This is a genomic window from Micromonospora sp. NPDC049497 (assembly GCF_044465805.1).
GTDB lineage: Bacteria > Actinomycetota > Actinomycetes > Mycobacteriales > Micromonosporaceae > Micromonospora.
This window is the reverse complement of the sequence record NZ_JBITMC010000014.1, coordinates 76,120-94,563: the sequence shown is the minus strand read 5'-3', so window position 1 is coordinate 94,563 and position 18,444 is coordinate 76,120. Positions and strand designations below refer to the sequence as shown.

General features: G+C 70.9%; 15 protein-coding genes. 12 read left to right on the top strand and 3 right to left on the bottom strand.

Annotation, left to right across the window (positions count from 1 at the left end):
- Positions 1-184 precede the first annotated feature (184 nt).
- Positions 185-6,271 carry an RHS repeat-associated core domain-containing protein gene (locus tag ACIBR0_RS19900; RefSeq protein WP_396717565.1) on the top strand — a complete coding sequence of 2,029 codons (6,087 nt, stop codon included), beginning with the start codon at positions 185-187 and terminating at the stop codon, positions 6,269-6,271.
- Between the two features lie 13 nt (positions 6,272-6,284).
- Positions 6,285-6,635 (top strand): hypothetical protein, encoded by a 351-nt coding sequence (locus ACIBR0_RS19895; RefSeq protein ID WP_396717564.1) that lies wholly within the window; start codon positions 6,285-6,287, stop codon positions 6,633-6,635.
- Positions 6,636-7,018: 383 nt separating this feature from the next.
- On the opposite strand, the gene ACIBR0_RS19890 is transcribed toward ACIBR0_RS19895, so the two are convergent.
- Positions 7,019-8,347: a cation:proton antiporter gene (locus tag ACIBR0_RS19890; RefSeq protein ID WP_396717561.1), complete on the bottom strand. Its 1,329-nt coding sequence runs from the start codon at positions 8,345-8,347 to the stop codon at positions 7,019-7,021.
- Between the two features lie 123 nt (positions 8,348-8,470).
- Here ACIBR0_RS19890 and aroC point away from each other — a divergent pair, with 123 nt between their 5' ends.
- Together aroC and ACIBR0_RS19880 are read left to right on the top strand one after the other, a co-directional pair.
- A complete protein-coding gene (gene aroC / locus ACIBR0_RS19885) occupies positions 8,471-9,649 on the top strand; it encodes a chorismate synthase (RefSeq protein WP_396717559.1) in 1,179 nt (392 codons plus the stop codon).
- Positions 9,649-10,152 carry a shikimate kinase gene (locus tag ACIBR0_RS19880; protein WP_396717557.1) on the top strand — a complete coding sequence of 168 codons (504 nt, stop codon included), beginning with the start codon at positions 9,649-9,651 and terminating at the stop codon, positions 10,150-10,152. The genes aroC and ACIBR0_RS19880 overlap by 1 nt, the downstream gene beginning before the upstream one ends.
- A 6-nt stretch (positions 10,153-10,158) precedes the next feature.
- On the opposite strand, the gene ACIBR0_RS19875 is transcribed toward ACIBR0_RS19880, so the two are convergent.
- Positions 10,159-10,887, bottom strand: a complete 729-nt coding sequence (locus tag ACIBR0_RS19875; protein WP_396717556.1) for an alpha/beta fold hydrolase — start codon at positions 10,885-10,887, stop codon at positions 10,159-10,161.
- Between the two features lie 83 nt (positions 10,888-10,970).
- Between ACIBR0_RS19875 and ACIBR0_RS19870 the strand changes: the two genes are divergently transcribed.
- From ACIBR0_RS19870 to nusB, 5 genes are all read left to right on the top strand, one after another.
- Positions 10,971-11,927: a helix-turn-helix transcriptional regulator gene (locus ACIBR0_RS19870; RefSeq protein WP_396717554.1), complete on the top strand. Its 957-nt coding sequence runs from the start codon at positions 10,971-10,973 to the stop codon at positions 11,925-11,927.
- 61 nt (positions 11,928-11,988) lie between these two features.
- A complete protein-coding gene (gene aroB, locus ACIBR0_RS19865) occupies positions 11,989-13,065 on the top strand; it encodes a 3-dehydroquinate synthase (RefSeq protein ID WP_396717552.1) in 1,077 nt (358 codons plus the stop codon).
- Positions 13,062-13,523 (top strand): type II 3-dehydroquinate dehydratase, encoded by a 462-nt coding sequence (gene aroQ, locus ACIBR0_RS19860; RefSeq protein WP_357034380.1) that lies wholly within the window; start codon positions 13,062-13,064, stop codon positions 13,521-13,523. Before aroB ends, aroQ begins: the two co-directional genes overlap by 4 nt.
- A gap of 168 nt (positions 13,524-13,691) precedes the next feature.
- Positions 13,692-14,249, top strand: coding sequence for an elongation factor P (gene efp, locus ACIBR0_RS19855; protein ID WP_357034378.1), 558 nt, complete (start codon positions 13,692-13,694; stop codon positions 14,247-14,249).
- Between the two features lie 23 nt (positions 14,250-14,272).
- On the top strand, positions 14,273-14,683 hold the full coding sequence (nusB, locus tag ACIBR0_RS19850; protein ID WP_396717739.1) for a transcription antitermination factor NusB: 411 nt from the start codon (positions 14,273-14,275) through the stop codon (positions 14,681-14,683).
- 70 nt (positions 14,684-14,753) lie between these two features.
- Here nusB and ACIBR0_RS19845 read toward each other — a convergent pair whose 3' ends face one another.
- Positions 14,754-15,242 carry a transcriptional regulator gene (locus tag ACIBR0_RS19845; RefSeq protein WP_013285505.1) on the bottom strand — a complete coding sequence of 163 codons (489 nt, stop codon included), beginning with the start codon at positions 15,240-15,242 and terminating at the stop codon, positions 14,754-14,756.
- Between the two features lie 287 nt (positions 15,243-15,529).
- Here ACIBR0_RS19845 and pyrR point away from each other — a divergent pair, with 287 nt between their 5' ends.
- Genes pyrR through ACIBR0_RS19830 form a run of 3 tightly spaced genes read left to right on the top strand, consistent with a single transcriptional unit; the run spans position 15,530 to position 18,424 of the window.
- Positions 15,530-16,111, top strand: a complete 582-nt coding sequence (pyrR, locus tag ACIBR0_RS19840) for a bifunctional pyr operon transcriptional regulator/uracil phosphoribosyltransferase PyrR (protein WP_396717548.1) — start codon at positions 15,530-15,532, stop codon at positions 16,109-16,111.
- A 58-nt stretch (positions 16,112-16,169) separates the two neighbouring features.
- A complete protein-coding gene (locus ACIBR0_RS19835) occupies positions 16,170-17,096 on the top strand; it encodes an aspartate carbamoyltransferase catalytic subunit (protein ID WP_357034374.1) in 927 nt (308 codons plus the stop codon).
- Complete coding sequence (locus ACIBR0_RS19830; RefSeq protein WP_396717547.1) at positions 17,093-18,424, top strand: dihydroorotase; 1,332 nt, start codon at positions 17,093-17,095, stop codon at positions 18,422-18,424. The genes ACIBR0_RS19835 and ACIBR0_RS19830 overlap by 4 nt, the downstream gene beginning before the upstream one ends.
- The last annotated feature ends 20 nt before the right edge of the window (positions 18,425-18,444 follow it).

The following is an 18,444-nucleotide window of genomic DNA, read 5'->3' as shown; positions in this document are numbered from 1 at the left end:
TTGACGTCAATTTAACATGCGCCGTAGCGTTCGCCTTCCAAACGCCATCTCACACGGGGGAGGGCCAGTAGTGGCTCCTGCGCGCGTACCCAAAATCGGTTCAGTCATGGACTGCGCCAGACTGAGAAGGTCCCGATGGGGCCAGCTGACGACCTTGGCTCTGGCGGCGGTCCTGGCGATCACCATGAGCGAGATTCCGGTCAGGAGAGCCGAGGCGGCTCCGCTGCCGGAGGCGCCAGCCAAGGTGCTGGAACGGCCGGACGAGATGGCCGCTCTGATCACCGCTCGGATGACGGGCCAACAGGTTCGCATCACCGGCATGACCACCGAGACCGCCGAGTACGTCGCTCACCCGAACGGGCAGGTGGAGGCGAAGGTCCACGCCGGTCCGGTGCGGATGTGGCAGAACGACACCTGGGTCCCGATCGACCTCACCCTCCAGCCGGCGGCGGACGGCTCCGTCCGCGCCCGGGCCCACCCGCTCGACCTGCGCATCTCCGGAGCCCGTCAGGGTGGCGGCGAACTCGCCGCGGTCGGGGTGGGGGACGGCCGGCTGAGCATGGGCTGGGCCGGTGCGCTGCCGACACCTGTGCTCGACGGCAACCGGGCGACCTACCCGGAGGTGGCCGCCGGTATCGACCTGGTGGTCGAGGCCACCCGAACCGGCTTCGCGCAGTTCCTCACCCTGAAAAACCGGGAGGCCGTGGACCGACTGCCGGCGCTGACGTTCCCGCTGACCGGCAAGGGACTCTCCTCGTTCACCCAGGACAGCTCCGGCGGGCTGGTCCTCAAGGACGCCAAGGGCCGGCCGGTCGCGGCCGTGCCGGCGCCGGAAATGTGGGACGCCCAGCGGGCCGCGGGCACCGAGGAGCCGACCCGGCGGGCCGTCGTCTCGGCCAAGGCCGAGCTGCCCACCACGCGGCTCGGGCGGGAGGCCGGTGGCCTCACCATGCGGCTGAACCCCGACCGGACGTGGCTCAAGGACCCGGCGACCCAGTACCCGGTGACCATCGACCCGCAGATCAACCCGCTGTACACCACCTTCGACACCTACGTGAAGGAGGGCGACACCGTCGACCGGGGCGGTGCGAACGACCTCCAGCTCGGTCTGCTGGTCGGCACGCCGAACGTGAAGGCCCGGGCGTTCGTCCACTGGGGCGTCTCGGCGCTCAAGGGCAAGCAGATCACCTCGGCGACGGTCAACTTCTGGAACTTCTGGTCGCATACCTGTACCGCGACCTCCTGGGAGATCTGGAGCACCGGTGCGGCGTCGTCGGCCACCCGGTGGGGTAGCCAGCCCAGCTGGGTGCAGAAGGAAGCGACCTCCACCCAGACCAAGGGCGGCTCGGCCTGCACCGACGGTTGGGTGAGCATCAGCGGCACGACGTTCTTCCAGCGCGCCGCCACCGCCAACCAGTCCACCGCCTACATGGGGGTGCGGGGTACCGACGAGACGACCGTCAACAGCTTCAAGCAGTTCCGCTCCCGCAACGCCGCCGACAACAGCCAGGTGCCGTACGCGGTGGTGAACTACAACTCGTACCCGACCGTCGGGACCCGCTCGACCGTTCCGGCGACCGACTGCGTGACCGGCTCCTCCCGGCCGAAGGTCAACACGGCGACCCCGCAGCTGAAGTCGGTCATCTCCGACGCCGAGGGATCCTCGGTCAAGGCCGAGTTCGAGTGGTGGACGCTCAGCGGCACGGCCAAGCTGGGCAGCTCTATCACCGGTACCGCCGCCTCGGGGTCGACGTTCAGCGCACCGGTGCCGACCGGCGTCATGGCGCACGGCATCTCCTACAAGTGGCGGGTGCGCGGCAACGACGGCACGGTGAACGGCACCTGGTCGTCGTTCTGCGAGTTCACCGTGGACACCTCGATCGGCAGTCCGCCGATCGTCAGCTCGACCACCTACCCCGAGAACCAGTGGGGCGGTGACGCCAACGTCGCCGGTGCCTTTACCTTCGACCCCAACGGCATCGCCGACGCGGCGGCGTACGAGTACAGCCTCGACGTCCAGCCGCCGAACCGGGTGGTCAACGCTCCCTCCCCCGGTGCCCCGGCGACGGTGAACATCACGCCGCTGACTCCGGGCTGGCACAACATCTGGGCGCGCACCCGCGACTCGGCGGGCAACGTCACCGCGCTGCGCAGCTACCCGTTTAAGGTCGGCAACGGTGCGGTCACCTCGCCGCGGGCCGGCGACGTCAGCGGCGCGAAGGTGCCGCTCGGCTCCACCGCCGCCCCGTCGTTCGTCGACGTCACCTACCAGTGGCGGCGCGGCGGCTCGGACAGTTGGGTCGCCATCCCCGCCGCGCACGTCACCCAGGCCGTCGGGGGCGGTGCCGTCACCTGGCCCGTGGCGCTCTCCAACGGCACCGCGCCGAAGCTGAACTGGGACGTCGCGGCCACCCTGGCCTCGGTCGACGCGGCGAGCATTTCGCGGGACGGCCCGGTCCAGGTCCGTGCCTACTTCAACCTGAGCAACTACGGCGCGCCGGCGGACCCGGTGAAGTTCCGGTTCGACCGCAACCTCGCCTCGGCGGACACCGCCCAGGTCGGCCCCGGTTCGGTCAACCTGATCACCGGCAACTATCGGATCTCGGAAGCCGACGTCTCGGTCTCCGGGCTCGGCATCTCACGGACCCTCAACAGCCGTCAGCCGCTCGGCCTCGACCCACTCTTCGGTCCCGGCTGGGTCTCCGGCCTGGTCGTCTCGGACGCGGACGCTCCCTACACCAGGCTGACCACCTACGGCAGCCTGGTACAGGTCAAGCTGCCGGACGACTCGACCATCGGTTTCACCAAGGTCGACAGTGCCGGAGTGAACTACGAGCCGCAGGTCGGCGCGGAGTCCTACAAGCTGACGTTCAACTCGGCCGCCAGCACCTTCACTTTGACCGACGGCCAAGGCAACGTGGTCACCTTCAGTCGGACGTCGACCGACCCGGCCGGTGTCTACACACCGACCTCGGCCACGGCACCCGGTTCCGGCGACACCACGACGTACTCCTGGGAGAAGGTCACGGTCGGCTCGACGGACATCATGCGGCCCACCCGGATGTTGGCCCCGGTTCCGGCCGGCGTCACGTGCACCACCCTGGTCAAGGGATGCCGCGCCCTGACCTTCACCTACGCCACCGCCACGACCGCCACCGGCCTCGCCGACGGCACCTGGGGTGACTACGTCGGCCGGGTGAAGCAGATCTCCTACACCGCCTGGGACCCGGATCTGTCGACCCCGGCGATGCGCACGGTCGTGCTGGCCCGCTACACCTACGACAACACCGGTCGACTGCGCACCGCCTCCGACCCCCGCCTGGACTACTCGGGTCAACAGGTGCGGACCGTCTACTACTACAACGGCGACGGCATCATCACCTCATTGACCCCGCCCGCTCAGCAGCCGTGGCAGTTCTCCTACACCACCGTGCCGAACGACCCGGGCACGGGCCGGCTGCACAAGGTCACCCGCTCCGCGCTCACCGCAGGCACCGCGGTGGAAACGGTGGTCTACCAGGTGCCCACCTCGGGCACCGGCGCTCCGTACGACCTGTCCGCCGGGCAGACCGCGCGGTGGGGGCAGACGGAACCGCCGACCGACGTCACGGCGGTGTTCCCCGCCACCCAGGTGCCGACCGGTGATCCTGCCACCGGGACGCTTCCCAACTCCTACGAGCGGGCGACGGTGACCTACCTGGACGCCAACGCGCGGACGGTCAACAGCGCCAAGCCGGGCGGGAACATCAGCACCACTTGGTACGACGGCTTCGGCAACGTGGTCGGTGAACTCACCGCGGGTAACCGAAAGCGGGCGCTTGACGCGTCGGCCAGCGACGACGCCGCTGCCGAAGCGCAACTCGCGGCCAAGCTCACTGAGAACACGGTCTACTCGGCCGACGGACAGCAGCTGCTCGAGACGTTCGGACCCGAGCATGACGTGCTGCTGCCCGCGGGCACGGTGGTACGCGGGCGGACGCATACTCGGAACACCTATGACGAGGACGCACCCGCCAGCGGCGGGCCGTTCAACCTCGTGACGACGATGCAGGTCTCCGTCAGCTACGTAGCCGCCGGACAGACCGTCGACGCCGACACGCGGACCACGACCACCAAGTATGATTGGACGCTGCGGCAGCCGATCCAGGTCACCGTCGACCCGGACGAGCTGAACCTGGTAACGCGAACGACATACGACTCGAGCGGTCGCGTCATCGCCAACACCACGCCCGGCGGCGGCAGCGTGGATAACACGCCCGCGACCCGGATCACTGTCTACTACACGGCGGCGGCGAACTCGGTGCACCCCGAATGCGGTGGACACGCCGAATGGGCTGGCCGGGTGTGCCGTACTCAGGCGGGTGGCCAGCCCGAGGTGGGGCATCCGCTGACGGCCGAGGTGACGACCTACGACATGTACGGCCAGGTCCGTGTGAAGTCGGAGAAGTCTGGCGCGACGGAGGTGCGTCGGGTTCAGGTGTCGTACGACGCCGCAGGCCGGGAGTGGGAGACGACGATCAGCGCGACCGGTCTCGGCGAGCCGCTGGAAAAGCGCCGTAACGTCTACGAACAGGCGACGGGACTGCTCCTTCGCAGCCAGACCTTGAACGCGAGCAACGCGGTCACAGCAGAGATCGTGCGAGCGTACGACAGTCTGGGTCGCCAAACCTCGTACACCGATGCCGACGGTAATGTGACGAGCACCACGTACGACCTGCTGTCCCGGCCAGCGACGAGAAGCGATGGGAAGGGCACCCAGACGTACAGCTACGACGGGGGTAGTGAGCGGCGGGGACTGGCGTCCCAGGTCGTTGACTCCCAGGCCGGTACCATCACCGGCCAGTACGACGCCGACGGGGCGCTCTCGACCGAGACGTGGCCGAACGGCGTGACCGTCACGCCGGTACACGACGAGACGGGCAACGTCGTACAGGTGACGTACGTCCAGGCTGGCTGCGGCCAGGCCGATTGCACCGTGTACACCGAGACGGTGAAATCGAGCGCCCATGGTCAGAAGCGGAGCAGGCAGTCCAACCTGTCCAGCCAGTCGTTCAGCTACGATCGGTCCGGTCGGTTGACGTCAGTCCAGGACACGGTGGGCGGCCAGTGCACCACTCGGGTGTACGACCTCGGCGAGAGCAGCAACCGAACCGCTCTCACGTCGTACGGTCCGGCAACGGGTGGCGGGTGTCAGACGGGGATCGCCGCCAGCAACCGGGTCTGGGACTACGACAGCGCCGATCGGTCCACAGCCACCGGGTACGTCCTCGACGCCTTGGGTCGGACCACCGCTTTGCCGAGCGGCGATGCGCCAACCGGTACGGCGGCGGTCCCCGCGCTGACTTATCACGTCAACGACATGGTTCGATCGATCACCCAGGGAACCCGGACGGCGAGCTATACCTTGGACGTCATTGCCAACCGGATCCGTTCCTGGACCGACAATGCCTCCGGGTCGGCCGTGACACTGCGCCACCACTACGGTGATGATGAGGACACTCCGGTCTGGACCGACGAGGGCAACTCGGCATTCAGCCGTCCGATTGCCGGGCTCACGAAGATGCTCGGGACGTTCCGGAGCACCGGGCTGTCGTGGGTCATCACCAACCTGCACGGCGACCACGTTGCTGGCATGACGGAGTCCGCGTTCGGACTGGCATACACCAGTGAACAGAACGAGTCCGGGCAACCCCGCAACACCGTCGACGTGGGCTCCCGCCGATACGGTTGGCTGGGTTCGGAGCAGCGGGCGGCGGATACCCCCATCGGGATGATGCTCATGGGTGCGCGACTCTACAACTCGGTGACGGGCCGGTTCCTCTCGTCCGATCCGGTGTACGGCGGCAACGCCAATGCCTACGACTATTGCTCAGGTGACGGCGTCAACTGCTCCGACACTTCCGGCCTGTACTCCAAGTGGCACTTCAGCTGCCGAGAATCGTGGAAAACCACGGTGGTCGGTAGGATTGCTGGGTGGAACTACTCTGGCTTCAACCTCAACATTCGCTGCCGGCTGGGCCACGCCTGGTTCACCTCCGGCGGATGGGTGTTGGCGATTGCCGGTGCCGCGATCGGAGCATACTTCGGCAACGTGCCGGGGGCGATCATCGGCGCCATCATCGGTGGTGGGCTGCAGTGGTGGTACTCCACCTATTGCAACAACAATGATGGAGCGAAGCTGCGAGGCACCTACAAGTGGCGGAAGTACAAGCTCCTCGGTAGGACCCGGTACAGCTGGTGGGGTTACTCGTTGGGCCCGCGTTGCAGCTGAGGTGTTCGTACGTGTGGACCTAACCATCTTCGAGAAGGCGGAAATGAAGTTGGCGAACGGCGTTCTGTACCTGTTGGAACTCGCTGGCATTGTGCTGGCTGCCTACGCCGTCGTCGTTGTCTGGCTCAAGGGACAGCCGCCACGCAGCGGCCGATGGTGGGGAGCGGCGAGGCAGTTGTCCCGTCGGAGTTTCGCCGCTCTCTTCGGAACCTTGGGCCTGTCGTTCAGCCTGGTGATGCATCTCATTCTGTTTCACCGTGATCAGCAGATCTGGCTGGCAGTCGGCGTGCTGACGGTGGTGGTTCTGCTGCTCGTGCTCAACTGGATCAGGCTGGCGCGAAGCCATCCTGACCGGATCGGCTGACAGATAGTGAGTGTGGCCGGTGCGTCCTGTGACGTACCGGCCACGCTTGCCTTGCAGAAGCACCACCGGCCGGGGGACCGTCGAAGGCTATGACGCCCTCGGGCCGGGTCGTCCGCTACTACCGGACGTGATGATGACGTGGAGGACGACCACGATGGGTTCGCCGACGGCGTTGGTCTGGTGTGGCGATCGACCCTGTTGCCCTATCGGGGCTGGCCGCGCCGCCCGGCGGAGGCGCTGCGGTGTGGCCCGACACCGTTCCGCGCCGTGGATGGTGCACCGCTGTACCGTCTCGCGCCATCCGAGGCCCCGACTGGCGGGGACGCCATTCAGCCGACGGTCTACGACGGCAGAGGTTCCGAGCCCCTCTGACAGGGCGGAGTTCAGTCGTCGTCGCCGTGGGGGGCGCTCCTTTCGGGCTCGACGAGTCCGCGGTCGCGCTGGCGGGCCCGTCGTTCCTTGGACGCCTGGCGCAGCTTCTCGTACCAGTGGGGAGTGGTGGCCGGGTCGAAGATCCGGGCGATCACGATGTCGGTGGACGAGTGGGCGAGGATCGACAGCACGATGGTCAGCGCCACCAGGTGGAAGATCTCGTCGCCGGCGGGGATGCCGGCCTGGAGCACCAGCAGCCCGTAGACGACCGACGCGAAGCCCTTCGGACCGAACCACATCGCGGCGAACTGCTCCGTGCGGGTCAGGTGCGAGCCGAGGAACGACACGGCCAGTGCGAGCGGACGGGCCACCAGGATGGCCAGCGCGGCGAACACCCAGCCGGGCCAGGAGATCTCGCCGAGGAACTCGATCGAGATCAAGGCTCCGAAGACCAGCAACGCGCCCAGCTTGAACAGCTCCGCGATCAGCTCCCCGAAGTGCTCGAAGCTCTCCCGCTGCCGCTCGCCGAAGGTGGCCACGGTGACGCCGGCCGCGAACGCGGCGAGGAAGAGGTTGGCGTGGGTGACCTGGCCCAGCGCCAGCACCAGCAGGCCGATCGCCACCCCGTTGAGCGGTTCGTACTGGGTGGAGGCGGAGAAGAACCGGCTGCGCTCCAGCCGCAGCGCCAGCCACGGCACCGCGACGCCGATCACCAGCCCCAGCAGCAGCTCGGTGCCCAGCTCGTCCAGGTGCAGGTCGTCGGAGCCGGCCGCGACCGCCAGGAAGAGGATGACGAACGGTAGTGCCAGGCCGTCGTTGATGCCGGACTCGACGTTGAGCAGGTGCCGCAGCCGCCCGGGTACCCGTTCGTTGCCGACCAGCGCGGCGGCGAAGACCGGGTCGGTGGGGGCGAGGATCGCCCCGAGCAGCAGTGCCTCCGGCCAGTCCAGTCCGACCACGTAGTGGGCGAGCAGCGCGGTGATCGCCAGGGTCAGCGGCAGGCCCCAGCCGAGCGCCCGGCCGGGTAGCCGCCAGGCCGAGCGGAGGTCCGCCCAACCGACCCGCATGCCGTCGGTGAAGAGCACGGTGAACAGCGCCAGCTCCGCCAGCGTGGCGACGATCGGGCTGTCCGCCGTGATGTTCAGGACCCCGGTGGTTTCCGGACCGAGGATGAAGCCGGCCGCCAGGAAGAGCACCGCCGTGGACAGGATCGTGCGGTGGGCCAGGCTGGAGAGCAGGACGGCCAGCAGCAGGACGGCCGCGAACGCGAAGAGCAGCACCGGAAGCTCCCGACGGGTCGACGAAGGAGTTGCCGACCAGACTTCCCGGCGCGCCGCCATGATCGTACGGGTTCCCCGCGTTCCCGCAAGAATCGGTGGCCGATTGGCGAGGAGCGCGTCCGCAGGGCGGGACAGCACGGGCACCGCTCCGGCCCGGCCACCCGCCGTGACAGACTGACCGCTGTGTTGCGCTGGTTGACTGCAGGTGAATCGCACGGCCCCGCCCTCGTCGCGCTCCTGGAGGGGGTGCCCGCCGGGATCGAGGTGACCACCACCGAGATCGCCGGCGAGCTGTCCCGGCGCCGGCTCGGCTACGGCCGGGGTGCCCGGATGGCCTTCGAGCAGGACGAGGTCGAGATCATCGGCGGGCTCCGGCACGGCCGCACCATCGGCAGCCCGGTCGCCATCCGCGTCGGCAACTCGGAGTGGCCCAAGTGGCAGACCGTGATGGCCGCCGACCCGGTCGACCCCGACGAGCTGGCCGGCCAGGCCCGCAACGCCCCGCTGACCCGACCCCGGCCCGGTCACGCCGACCTCGCCGGCATGCAGAAGTACGGCCACACCGACGCCCGTCCGATCCTGGAGCGGGCCAGCGCCCGGGAGACCGCCGCCCGGGTCGCCGTCGGCACGGTCGCCAAGGCCCTCGTCCAGCAGGCGCTGGGCATCGAGATCGTCTCGCACGTGGTCGAGCTGGGACCGGTCGCCGCGAAGCCGGGTCTGCGGCCCCGGCCGGAGGACGCGCAGCGGATCGACGCCGACCCGCTGCGCTGCCTCGACCCCGAGGCCAGCGCGCGGATGGTCGCCGAGGTCGACGCCGCGAAGAAGGCCGCCGACACGCTGGGCGGTGTGGTCGAGGTGCTGGCGTACGGGGTGCCGCCGGGCCTGGGCAGCCACGTCCAGTGGGACCGCAAGCTCGACGCCCGGCTCGCCACCGCGCTGATGTCGATCCAGGCCATCAAGGGCGTGGAGATCGGCGACGGCTGGCAGCAGGCGCGCTCGCGCGGCTCCGAGGCGCACGACGAGATCCTGCCCACCGCCACCGGCGTCCGGCGGGTCACCGACCGGGCCGGCGGCCTGGAGGGCGGCATCACCACCGGCGAGCCGCTGCGGGTGAAGGCCGCGATGAAGCCGATCTCCTCGCTGAACCGGGCCCTCGCCACCGTGGATGTGACCACCGGGGAGCCGGCCACCGCCATCAACCAGCGCTCCGACGTCTGCGCGGTGCCCGCCGCCGCCGTGGTCGCCGAGGCGATGGTGGCGCTGGTGCTCGCCGAGGCCGCGGTGGAGAAGTTCGGCGGTGACTCGGTCGACGAGATGCGCCGCAACCTCGCCGGCTACCTCGACGCCCTGGTGATCCGCTGATGGCGCCGGTGTGCGTCCTGGTCGGTGCGCCGGGCTCCGGCAAGACCACGGTCGGGCAGGCGCTCGCCGACGTGCTCGGCGTGGAGTTCCGGGACACCGACCTCGACATCGAGCGGATGGCCGGCAAGCCGATCCCGGAGATCTTCATCGACGAGGGGGAAGAGCACTTCCGTACGCTGGAACGGGCGGCGGTGGCGGCGGCCCTGGCCTCCTGCCCCGGTGTGCTCGCCCTCGGCGGCGGCGCGGTCCTCGCCGAGGAGAACCGCGCCGCGCTGGTCGGGCACCGGGTCGTGCACCTCTCCGTCGAGCTGCCCGACGCGGTCAAGCGCGTCGGTCTCGGCGCCGGTCGCCCGTTGCTGGCGATCAACCCGCGCGCCACGCTGAAGCACCTGATGGAGCAGCGCCGCCCGCTCTACGCCGAGGTGGCCACCGCGACCGTGGTCACCGACGGGCGCGACCTCGACTCGATCGTCGCCGAGGTCGCGTCCCTGCTGAAGCGGTGAGGCCGGTCAGCCCCGGGCGATCCGGTCGAGGACGTCGGCCAGCGCCTTCGGCTCGCTGAGCATCGGCCAGTGCCCGGTGGGGAGCGCGTGCACCTGGCCGCCGGCCAGGCCGGCGAAGAACGGGTGCCCCTGCGCGATCATCTGCTCCACCACGTCGAGCGGGAACGTGCTGGCGACCAGGGCGGTCGGCACGGCCCGCCCGCCGGTACGCCGGACCGGGTCGGTGGCGGCGCGCAGCGGATGCGGGGTGGCGCGTGCCCGCAGGAGGGCCAGCGTGGCGTCGTCCAGCCCGGCCAGGTTCCGCGGGTCCGACGCCGGATCCCAGTCGGGCGGGGGGAGCAGGTGCCCGGCACCGATCTTCTCGCGCAGCCGTTCCTGTTCCTCCGGCTCGTTGCTGTCGAACTGCGACATGCCGTCGGGCATCGGCCCACTCTCCACGTAGACCACACGGCCGATCCGGTCCGGGGACCGGTCCGCCGCCTGCGCCACCGGTAGCCCGCCTCCGGAGTGGCCGACCAGCAGCACGTCGCGCAGGTCCTCCACCTCCAGCAGCCGGAGGATGTCCCGGGTGTGCGTCTCCAGCCCGACCTCCGGGCCGGCGAGGTGGTCCCGCTCCGCCACCCCGGTCAGCGTCAGCGGGTACACCTCGTGCCCCCGCCCGCGCAGGTCCGCCGTGACCTCGCGCCACGCCCAACCACCCAGCCAGAAGCCCGGCACCAGTACGAACGTCGCCATCTGCGATCCCCTCACGTGTCGTCGTCACCACGACCGTACGATCGAATCCGGACAGGTTCCGCCCGCTTTCCGAGGAGTTTCGCGTGTCGCATCCGGCCGGACGGGTTCTCGGGCTGCTGGAGTTGCTGCAGAGCCACCACCGGCTCACCGGTGGCGACCTGGCCAACCGGCTCGGCGTCGACGAGCGCACCGTGCGCCGCTACGCCGCCACCCTCGTCGACCTGGGCATCCCGGTCACCGCCGACCGGGGCCGCTACGGCGGGTACCGGCTGCTCCCCGGGTACAAGCTGCCTCCGCTGATGCTGACCGACGACGAGGCGGTGGCCGTCCTGCTCGGCCTGGTCGCCGCCGAACGGCTCGGCCTGGGCACCGAGCAGCCGGCCACCGCCACCGCCGCCGCCAAGATCCGTCGGGTGCTGCCGGCCGCGCTGGCCGACCGGCTGGCCGCCGTCCGCGAGCACCTCGCCTTCACCCTGCGCCGGGTCGAGCCGGACGCCCGCCCGGCCACCGGCACGCTGCTGGTGCTGGCCACGGCGGCCCGTGAGGGGCGGCGCGTGCGGATGGCGTACCGCTCCCGTTCCGGTGCACCCTCCGACCGGGAGCTGGACCCGTACGGTCTGGTCTTCCACGTCGGACGCTGGTACGTGAGTGGCCACGACCACCACAGTGGCGAGGTCCGCACGTTCCGGCTGGACCGGATCGCCGAGGTGACGGCGGGGGAGGGGACCTTCACGACGCCCGACGGCTTCGACCCGGTGGCGCAGGTGACCCGCTCCCTGGCCGCCGTCCCGTGGGCGCACGAGGTCGAGGTGCTCCTGGAGACCGACCTGGCCACCGTCCGGCGACGGGTCCCGCCCAGCGTGGCCGAGCTGACCGCCACCGCCGAGGGGGTGCTGCTGCGTGCCCGCGTCGAGCGGCTGGACGGCATGGCCGCGCTGCTGGCCGGGCTGGGGTGGCCGTTCACGGTGGTCGCGCCGGACGCGCTGCGCGACGAGGTGGCCGCCCACGCCGCGCGGCTCGCCGCATGGGCGCGACGCTGAGGTGTCCCTGTCCGTGGACGGTTGCCACGTCGTGGCCCGGCGCTGGACTAGGCTGCCGGCGATGGACGACGTGACCCGGATCCCGGTCGGCGGCGAACGGCCGTACGACGTGCTGGTGGGACGTGACCTGCTGGACCGGCTGCCCGGCCTGCTGCCCGGCGCGGACCGCGTCGCGGTGCTGTACGCGCCCCCGCTCAAGGCCCTGGCCGACGCACTCGGTGACCGGCTGCGCGCCGCCGGCGTCGCCCCGCTGCCGATCGAGGTGCCGGACGCCGAGGCGGGCAAGCAGATCGAGGTCGCCGCCGCCTGCTGGGACCGGCTGGGCGAGGCGGGCTTCACGCGTACCGACGCGGTGGTCGGGGTCGGCGGCGGCGCGGTCACCGACCTGGCCGGCTTCGTGGCGGCCTGCTGGTTGCGCGGCGTGCGGTGGGTGCCGGTGGCGACCTCGCTGCTGGGCATGGTCGACGCCGCGGTCGGCGGTAAGACCGGCGTCAACACGGGTGCCGGTAAGAACCTGGTCGGCGCGTTCCACCCGCCGGTCGGCGTGCTCGCCGACCTCGCCACGCTCGACAGCCTGCCCCCGGCGGATTTGGCCGCCGGCCTGGCCGAGGTGGTCAAGTGCGGCTTCATCGCCGACCCGGTGATCCTCGACCTGGTCGAGCGGGACCCGGCCGCCGCCACCGACCCGACCGGCCCGGTGGCGCGGGAGTTGATCGAGCGGGCCATCCGGGTCAAGGCCGACGTCGTCTCGGGCGACCTGCGGGAGTCGGGCGTCCGGGAGGTCCTCAACTACGGCCACACTCTCGCCCACGCGATCGAGAAGGTGGAGGGTTACCGCTGGCGGCACGGCCACGCGGTCGCCGTCGGTCTGGTGTACGCGGCGGCTCTGGCCCGCCTCGCCGGCCGGCTCGACGAGGCCACCGCCGCGCGGCACCGGGCCGCCGTCGCCGCACTGGGGCTGCCGACCAGCTACCCGGCCGGCGCCTGGCCGCAGCTGCTCGCCGCCATGCGGGTGGACAAGAAGGCCCGGGGCAGCCGGCTGCGCTTCGTGGTGCTCGACGGGCTGGCCCGTCCGGCGATGCTGGAAGGCCCCGACGACGAGCTGCTCCACGCCGCCTACCGGCAGGTGGCGGCGTGAGCGCCGGCACCGCGCCGGTCCGGCCCCGCCGGGTGTACGTGCTGAACGGTCCCAACCTCGGCCGGCTGGGCACCCGGCAGCCCGAGGTGTACGGCGCCACCACGTACGCCGACCTGGTGGCGCTCTGCGAGGCGACCGGGCGGGAGCTGGGCCTGGACGTGACGGTGCGGCAGACCGACGCCGAGCACGAACTGCTCGGTTGGTTGCACGCCGCGGCCGACGAGGAGGCCGCGGTGGTGCTCAACCCGGCCGCCTGGTCGCACTACTCGGTCGCCGTCCGGGACGCCTGTGCGCTGCTGCGCGCCCCCCTGGTCGAGGTGCACATCTCGAACATCCACGCCCGGGAGGAGTTCCGGCACCACTCGGTGGTCTCGGCGGTGGCCACGGGTGTGATCTGCGGGCTGGGCGTCGACGGTTACCGCCTGGCCCTGCACCACCTGGCCACCCGCTTCTCCTGACCCGGCGGCCCGTTGCGCTGCTCACGGTCACCTGGTGTCACCCTGCGTCACAGTCACGGCGGCCCCGGATGTGGCGGTGGGTACCGGAAAGACTCCGGCGGGCGGCGGACCCGGTCGCAGCTAGTAGACTTGCTCAGTCTGTCCGCCAATTGATGATCAAGGCAGGAAATGGCCACCACCAACGACCTGAAGAACGGCCTGGTACTCAACCTCGACGGAGAGCTGTGGGCCGTCGTCGAGTTCCAGCACGTCAAGCCCGGTAAGGGTGGTGCGTTCGTGCGTACCACGCTGAAGAACGTGCTGTCCGGCAAGGTGGTCGACAAGACCTTCAACGCGGGCACCAAGGTCGAGACCGCGACCGTGGACAAGCGCACGATGCAGTACCTGTACGCCGACGGCGAGGACTACGTCTTCATGGACCTGGAGACGTTCGACCAGATCACCGTGCCCGGCGGCACGGTCGGCGAGGCCGCCAACTACCTGCTGCCCGAGGCCGAGGCCACCGTCGCCACCCACGAGGGCGTCCCCCTCTACATCGAGCTGCCGACCTCCGTCGTGCTCGAGGTCACCTACACCGAGCCGGGTCTGCAGGGCGACCGGTCGACCGGCGGCACCAAGCCGGCCACCGTCGAGACCGGCGCCACCGTGCCGGTGCCGCTCTTCATCACCACCGGCGAGAAGATCAAGGTCGACACCCGCGACGGCCGTTACCTCGGCCGCGCCTGATGGCCGAGGGTCCCAAGCAGCAGATGCCGGCGCGCCGCAAGGCGCGCAAGCGGGCGCTGGACGTGCTCTTCGAGGCCGATCTTCGGGACCGTCCGCCCGTCGAGGTGCTCGCCGGGTACATCGAGCGCATCGAGAAGCCCCGCCCGGAGCACCTGGGTTACACGGTCAGCCTGGTCGAGGGGGTCGCCGGCCACCTCGACCGGATCGACGAGCTGATCGCCAGCTACGCCGAGGGCTGGACGCTGGACCGGATGCCGGCGGTCGACCGCAACCTCGCCCGGATCGCCGTCTACGAGTTGCTCTACGTCGACGAGATCGACGACGCGGTGGCGATCAGCGAGGCCGTGGAGCTGGCCCGGCAGATGTCGACCGACGACTCGCCGCGCTTCCTCAACGGCATCCTCGGCCGCATCGCCGAGTACGCCACCCGCTGACCGGGTCGACGCGACCGGAACAACGAGAAGGGCCCGTGCCGGACGGCACGGGCCCTTCTCGTCAGGTGGATCAGGAGGCGAAGAACGCCCGCGGGTCGGCGACCAGCACGCCGTGCTCGGTCAGCCGCTCGATGAGGCCCGACGGCGAGGCGTCGTAGACGATCGCGAGGGCCCGCAGGTCGTCGGCGCGGATGGAGAGCACCCGGCCGTTGTAGTCGCCGCGCTGCTGCTGGATGGCGCGCGCGTACCGGGCCACGTAGGCCAGGTCCTCGGACGCCTCGTCGTAGAGCCGCTCCAGGTCCAGCACGATCTTGCTGGTGGGCTCGTGGCGGACGCCGCTGCCGTCGGGCAGCAGCTCCGAGACGGGAACGCGGTAGAAGTCGGCCAGCTCGGCCAGGCGGGACACGGTGACGGCCCGGTCGCCGCGCTCGTACGAGCCGACCACCACCGCCTTCCAGCGGCCGTTCGACTTCTCCTCCACGCCCTGCAGGGACAGGCCCTGCTGCTGGCGGATGGAGCGCAGGCGGGCGCCCAGAGACTTGGCGTATTCAGAGGGCATTCGGACACTCCCAGTGCTGCTCGGGGTTCTCCCGTCGATCGCTACGGAGCGTGACGGTACGGGGATTGCGACACGCGGTCAAGTGGTCGTGACCTTCCCGTTGGGCGGCACGGGGCCGTTCGTCCCGTCTTCGTGGCGCTGACCAGGGGATCAGTGGCCGGCGACGGCCGGCCCGGTGACCACTGGTAACGTGGCGTGAAGCCCCGGTGCGGGCCGCTCGCGGCCCGCCACCGGTCATCCGACGTCCTTTAACGACCCGTCCCGTGAGGCGGGGAAGGAGGTCCGCCGTGGCCTACCCACCGGCTGCCCAGTCGCCGCCCGCGCGACAACCCTCGGTGAAGGTGATCCTCGCCAGCGCCGACGTCCAGCGCGTGGTCGACCGCATCGCCCACCAGATCCTGGAGAAGACCCAGGGCGCCCAGCAGACCGTGCTGCTCGGCATACCGACCCGGGGCGCGCCGCTCGCGAGGCGCCTCGCCGCCCGGATCAGCGCCTTCGAGGACGTCGCCGTACCGGTCGGCGTGCTCGACATCACCCTCTACCGCGACGACCTGCGCCGGCACGCCACCCGCGCGGTCGGTCCGACGCAGCTTCCCCCGGGCGGCATCGACGGCAAGCGGGTCATCCTCGTCGACGACGTGCTCTTCTCCGGCCGTACCGTCCGGGCCGCCCTCGACGCCCTCAACGACGTCGGCCGCCCCGCGTCCGTGCAGCTCGCCGTCCTGGTCGACCGCGGCCACCGGGAGCTGCCGATCCGCGCCGACTACGTCGGCAAGAACATCCCGACCTCGCTCGCGGAGAGCGTGAAGGTCACCCTCGCCGAGACCGACGACGCCGACGAGGTCAAGCTGTACGGAGGGACGCAGTGAGCGCGAGGAGTGTAGCGAAGCGGAGCCCCGCAGTCGCGAACGAAAGGCGGCGACGCTCATGATCCGCCACCTGCTCTCCGGCGCCGACCTGGACGCCGCGACCGCCACCGAGATCCTCGACACCGCCGCCGAGATGGCCACCGTCGCCGGCCGCGAGGTCAAGAAGCTGCCCGCGCTGCGCGGGCGGACCGTGGTGAACCTCTTCTACGAGGACTCCACCCGCACCCGGATCTCGTTCGAGGCGGCGGCGAAGCGGCTGTCCGCCGACGTCATCAACTTCTCCGCCAAGGGCTCCAGCGTCACCAAGGGCGAGAGCCTCAAGGACACCGCGCTCACCCTCCAGGCCATGGGCGCCGACGCGGTTGTCGTCCGGCACCCCGCCTCCGGCGCTCCGCACCGGCTCGCCGACTGGGTCGACGGGTCGGTGGTCAACGCCGGCGACGGCACCCACGAGCACCCGACCCAGGCGCTGCTCGACGCGTACACGATGCGCTCCCGGCTGGGGCGACTGGCCGGCCTGTCGGTCGCGGTGGTCGGCGACGTGCTGCACAGCCGGGTGGCCCGGTCCAACGTCCTGCTGCTGTCCACCCTCGGCGCGAAGGTCACCCTCGTCGGCCCGCCGACGCTGATCCCGGTGGACATCGCGGGGGCGCTCGCGCCCGGCACCGACGTCTCCTACGACCTGGACGCGGTGCTGCCGCAGTCGGACGTGGTGATGATGCTGCGGGTGCAGCGGGAGCGGATGAACGACTCCTACTTCCCGTCCGCCCGCGAGTACGCGCGCCGCTACGGGTTGGACGGCTCGCGCATGCGCCGGCTGCCCGAGCACGCGATCGTCATGCATCCCGGCCCGATGAACCGGGGCATGGAGATCACGCCCGAGGTCGCCGACTCACCCCGCTCCACCATCGTCGAACAGGTCGCCAACGGGGTTTCCGTGCGGATGGCCGTCCTCTACCTGCTGCTCGGAGGGAACAACCGGTGACCGCGTACCTGATCAAGAACGTGAGCGTCGTCGGCGCCGCGCCGACCGACCTGCTGATCCGCGACGGCGTCGTCGCCGAGACCGGCGCGGGCCTGACCGCGCCGGACGCCACCGTGGTCGACGCCACCGGGCTGGTCGCCCTGCCCGGCCTGGTCGACCTGCACACCCACCTGCGCGAGCCGGGCCGGGAGGACGCCGAGACGGTGGAGACCGGGTCGCGGGCGGCGGCGCTCGGCGGCTACACCGCGGTCTGCGCGATGGCCAACACCTCGCCGGTCGCCGACACCGCCGGCGTGGTCGAGCAGGTCTGGCGGCTGGGCCGGGAGGCCGGGCTGGTCGACGTGCAGCCCATCGGCGCGGTCACCGTCGGCCTGGCCGGCGAGCGGCTGGCGGAACTGGGCGCGATGGCCGACTCGGCCGCCCGGGTGCGGATCTTCTCCGACGACGGGCACTGCGTCGCCGACCCGAAGCTGATGCGCCGGGCCCTGGAGTACGTCAAGGCGTTCGACGGGGTCATCGCCCAGCACGCCGAGGAGCCCCGCCTCACCGAGGGCGCCCAGATGCACGAGGGCGAGGTGTCGACCCGGCTCGGGCTGACCGGCTGGCCGGCGGTCGCCGAGGAGGCGATCATCGCCCGGGACGTGCTGCTCGCCGAGCACGTCGGCAGCCGCCTGCACGTCTGTCACGTCTCCACCGCCGGCAGCGTCGAGGTGCTGCGCCAGGCCAAGGCCCGCGGCGTCCGGGTCACCGCCGAGGTGACACCGCACCACCTGCTGCTGACCGACGAGGTCGTGAGCGGGAGGAGTGAGCTTGCGAGCCCCGCACTCGCGAACAACTGGAGCCCAGCGGGCGCCTACAACCCCGTCTTCAAGGTCAACCCGCCGCTGCGCACCGCCACCGACATCGCCGCGCTGCGCGCCGCGGTCGCCGACGGCGTCATCGACATCATCGCCACCGACCACGCCCCGCACGCCGTGGAGGACAAGGAGTGCGAGTGGGCGTACGCCCGGCCGGGCATGCTCGGCCTGGAGACGGCGCTGTCGATCGCCCTGGACGTGCTCGGTCCGGAGTGGGACCTGATCGCCGAGCGGATGTCCCGCACCCCGGCCCGGATCGCCGGCCTCGACGGTCACGGCGTCGACCCGGCGCCCGGCGTGCCGGCCAACCTCACCCTGGTCGACCCTGCCGCCCGCCGGGTGATCGAGCCGGCGGAGCTGGCCAGCCGCAGTCGCAACACCCCGTACGCCCGCATGACGCTGCCGGGTCGCATCGTGGCGACCTTCCTGCGTGGCGAGCCGACGGTCCTGGACGGAAAGGCTGTCAAGTGATCCGAGCGAGGAGTGCAGCG

Bases quoted from the DNA above. Each gene is read 5' to 3' on its own strand.
- ACIBR0_RS19900 (WP_396717565.1), top strand. From the start codon at position 185: ATGAGCGAGATTCCGGTCAGGAGAGCCGAGGCGGCTCCGCTGCCGGAG.
- ACIBR0_RS19890 (WP_396717561.1), bottom strand. From the start codon at position 8,347: ATGGCGGCGCGCCGGGAAGTCTGGTCGGCAACTCCTTCGTCGACCCGT.
- ACIBR0_RS19880 (WP_396717557.1), top strand. From the start codon at position 9,649: ATGGCGCCGGTGTGCGTCCTGGTCGGTGCGCCGGGCTCCGGCAAGACC.
- ACIBR0_RS19875 (WP_396717556.1), bottom strand. From the start codon at position 10,887: ATGGCGACGTTCGTACTGGTGCCGGGCTTCTGGCTGGGTGGTTGGGCG.
- aroB (WP_396717552.1), top strand. From the start codon at position 11,989: ATGGACGACGTGACCCGGATCCCGGTCGGCGGCGAACGGCCGTACGAC.
- efp (WP_357034378.1), top strand. From the start codon at position 13,692: ATGGCCACCACCAACGACCTGAAGAACGGCCTGGTACTCAACCTCGAC.
- nusB (WP_396717739.1), top strand. From the start codon at position 14,273: ATGCCGGCGCGCCGCAAGGCGCGCAAGCGGGCGCTGGACGTGCTCTTC.
- ACIBR0_RS19845 (WP_013285505.1), bottom strand. From the start codon at position 15,242: ATGCCCTCTGAATACGCCAAGTCTCTGGGCGCCCGCCTGCGCTCCATC.
- ACIBR0_RS19835 (WP_357034374.1), top strand. From the start codon at position 16,170: ATGATCCGCCACCTGCTCTCCGGCGCCGACCTGGACGCCGCGACCGCC.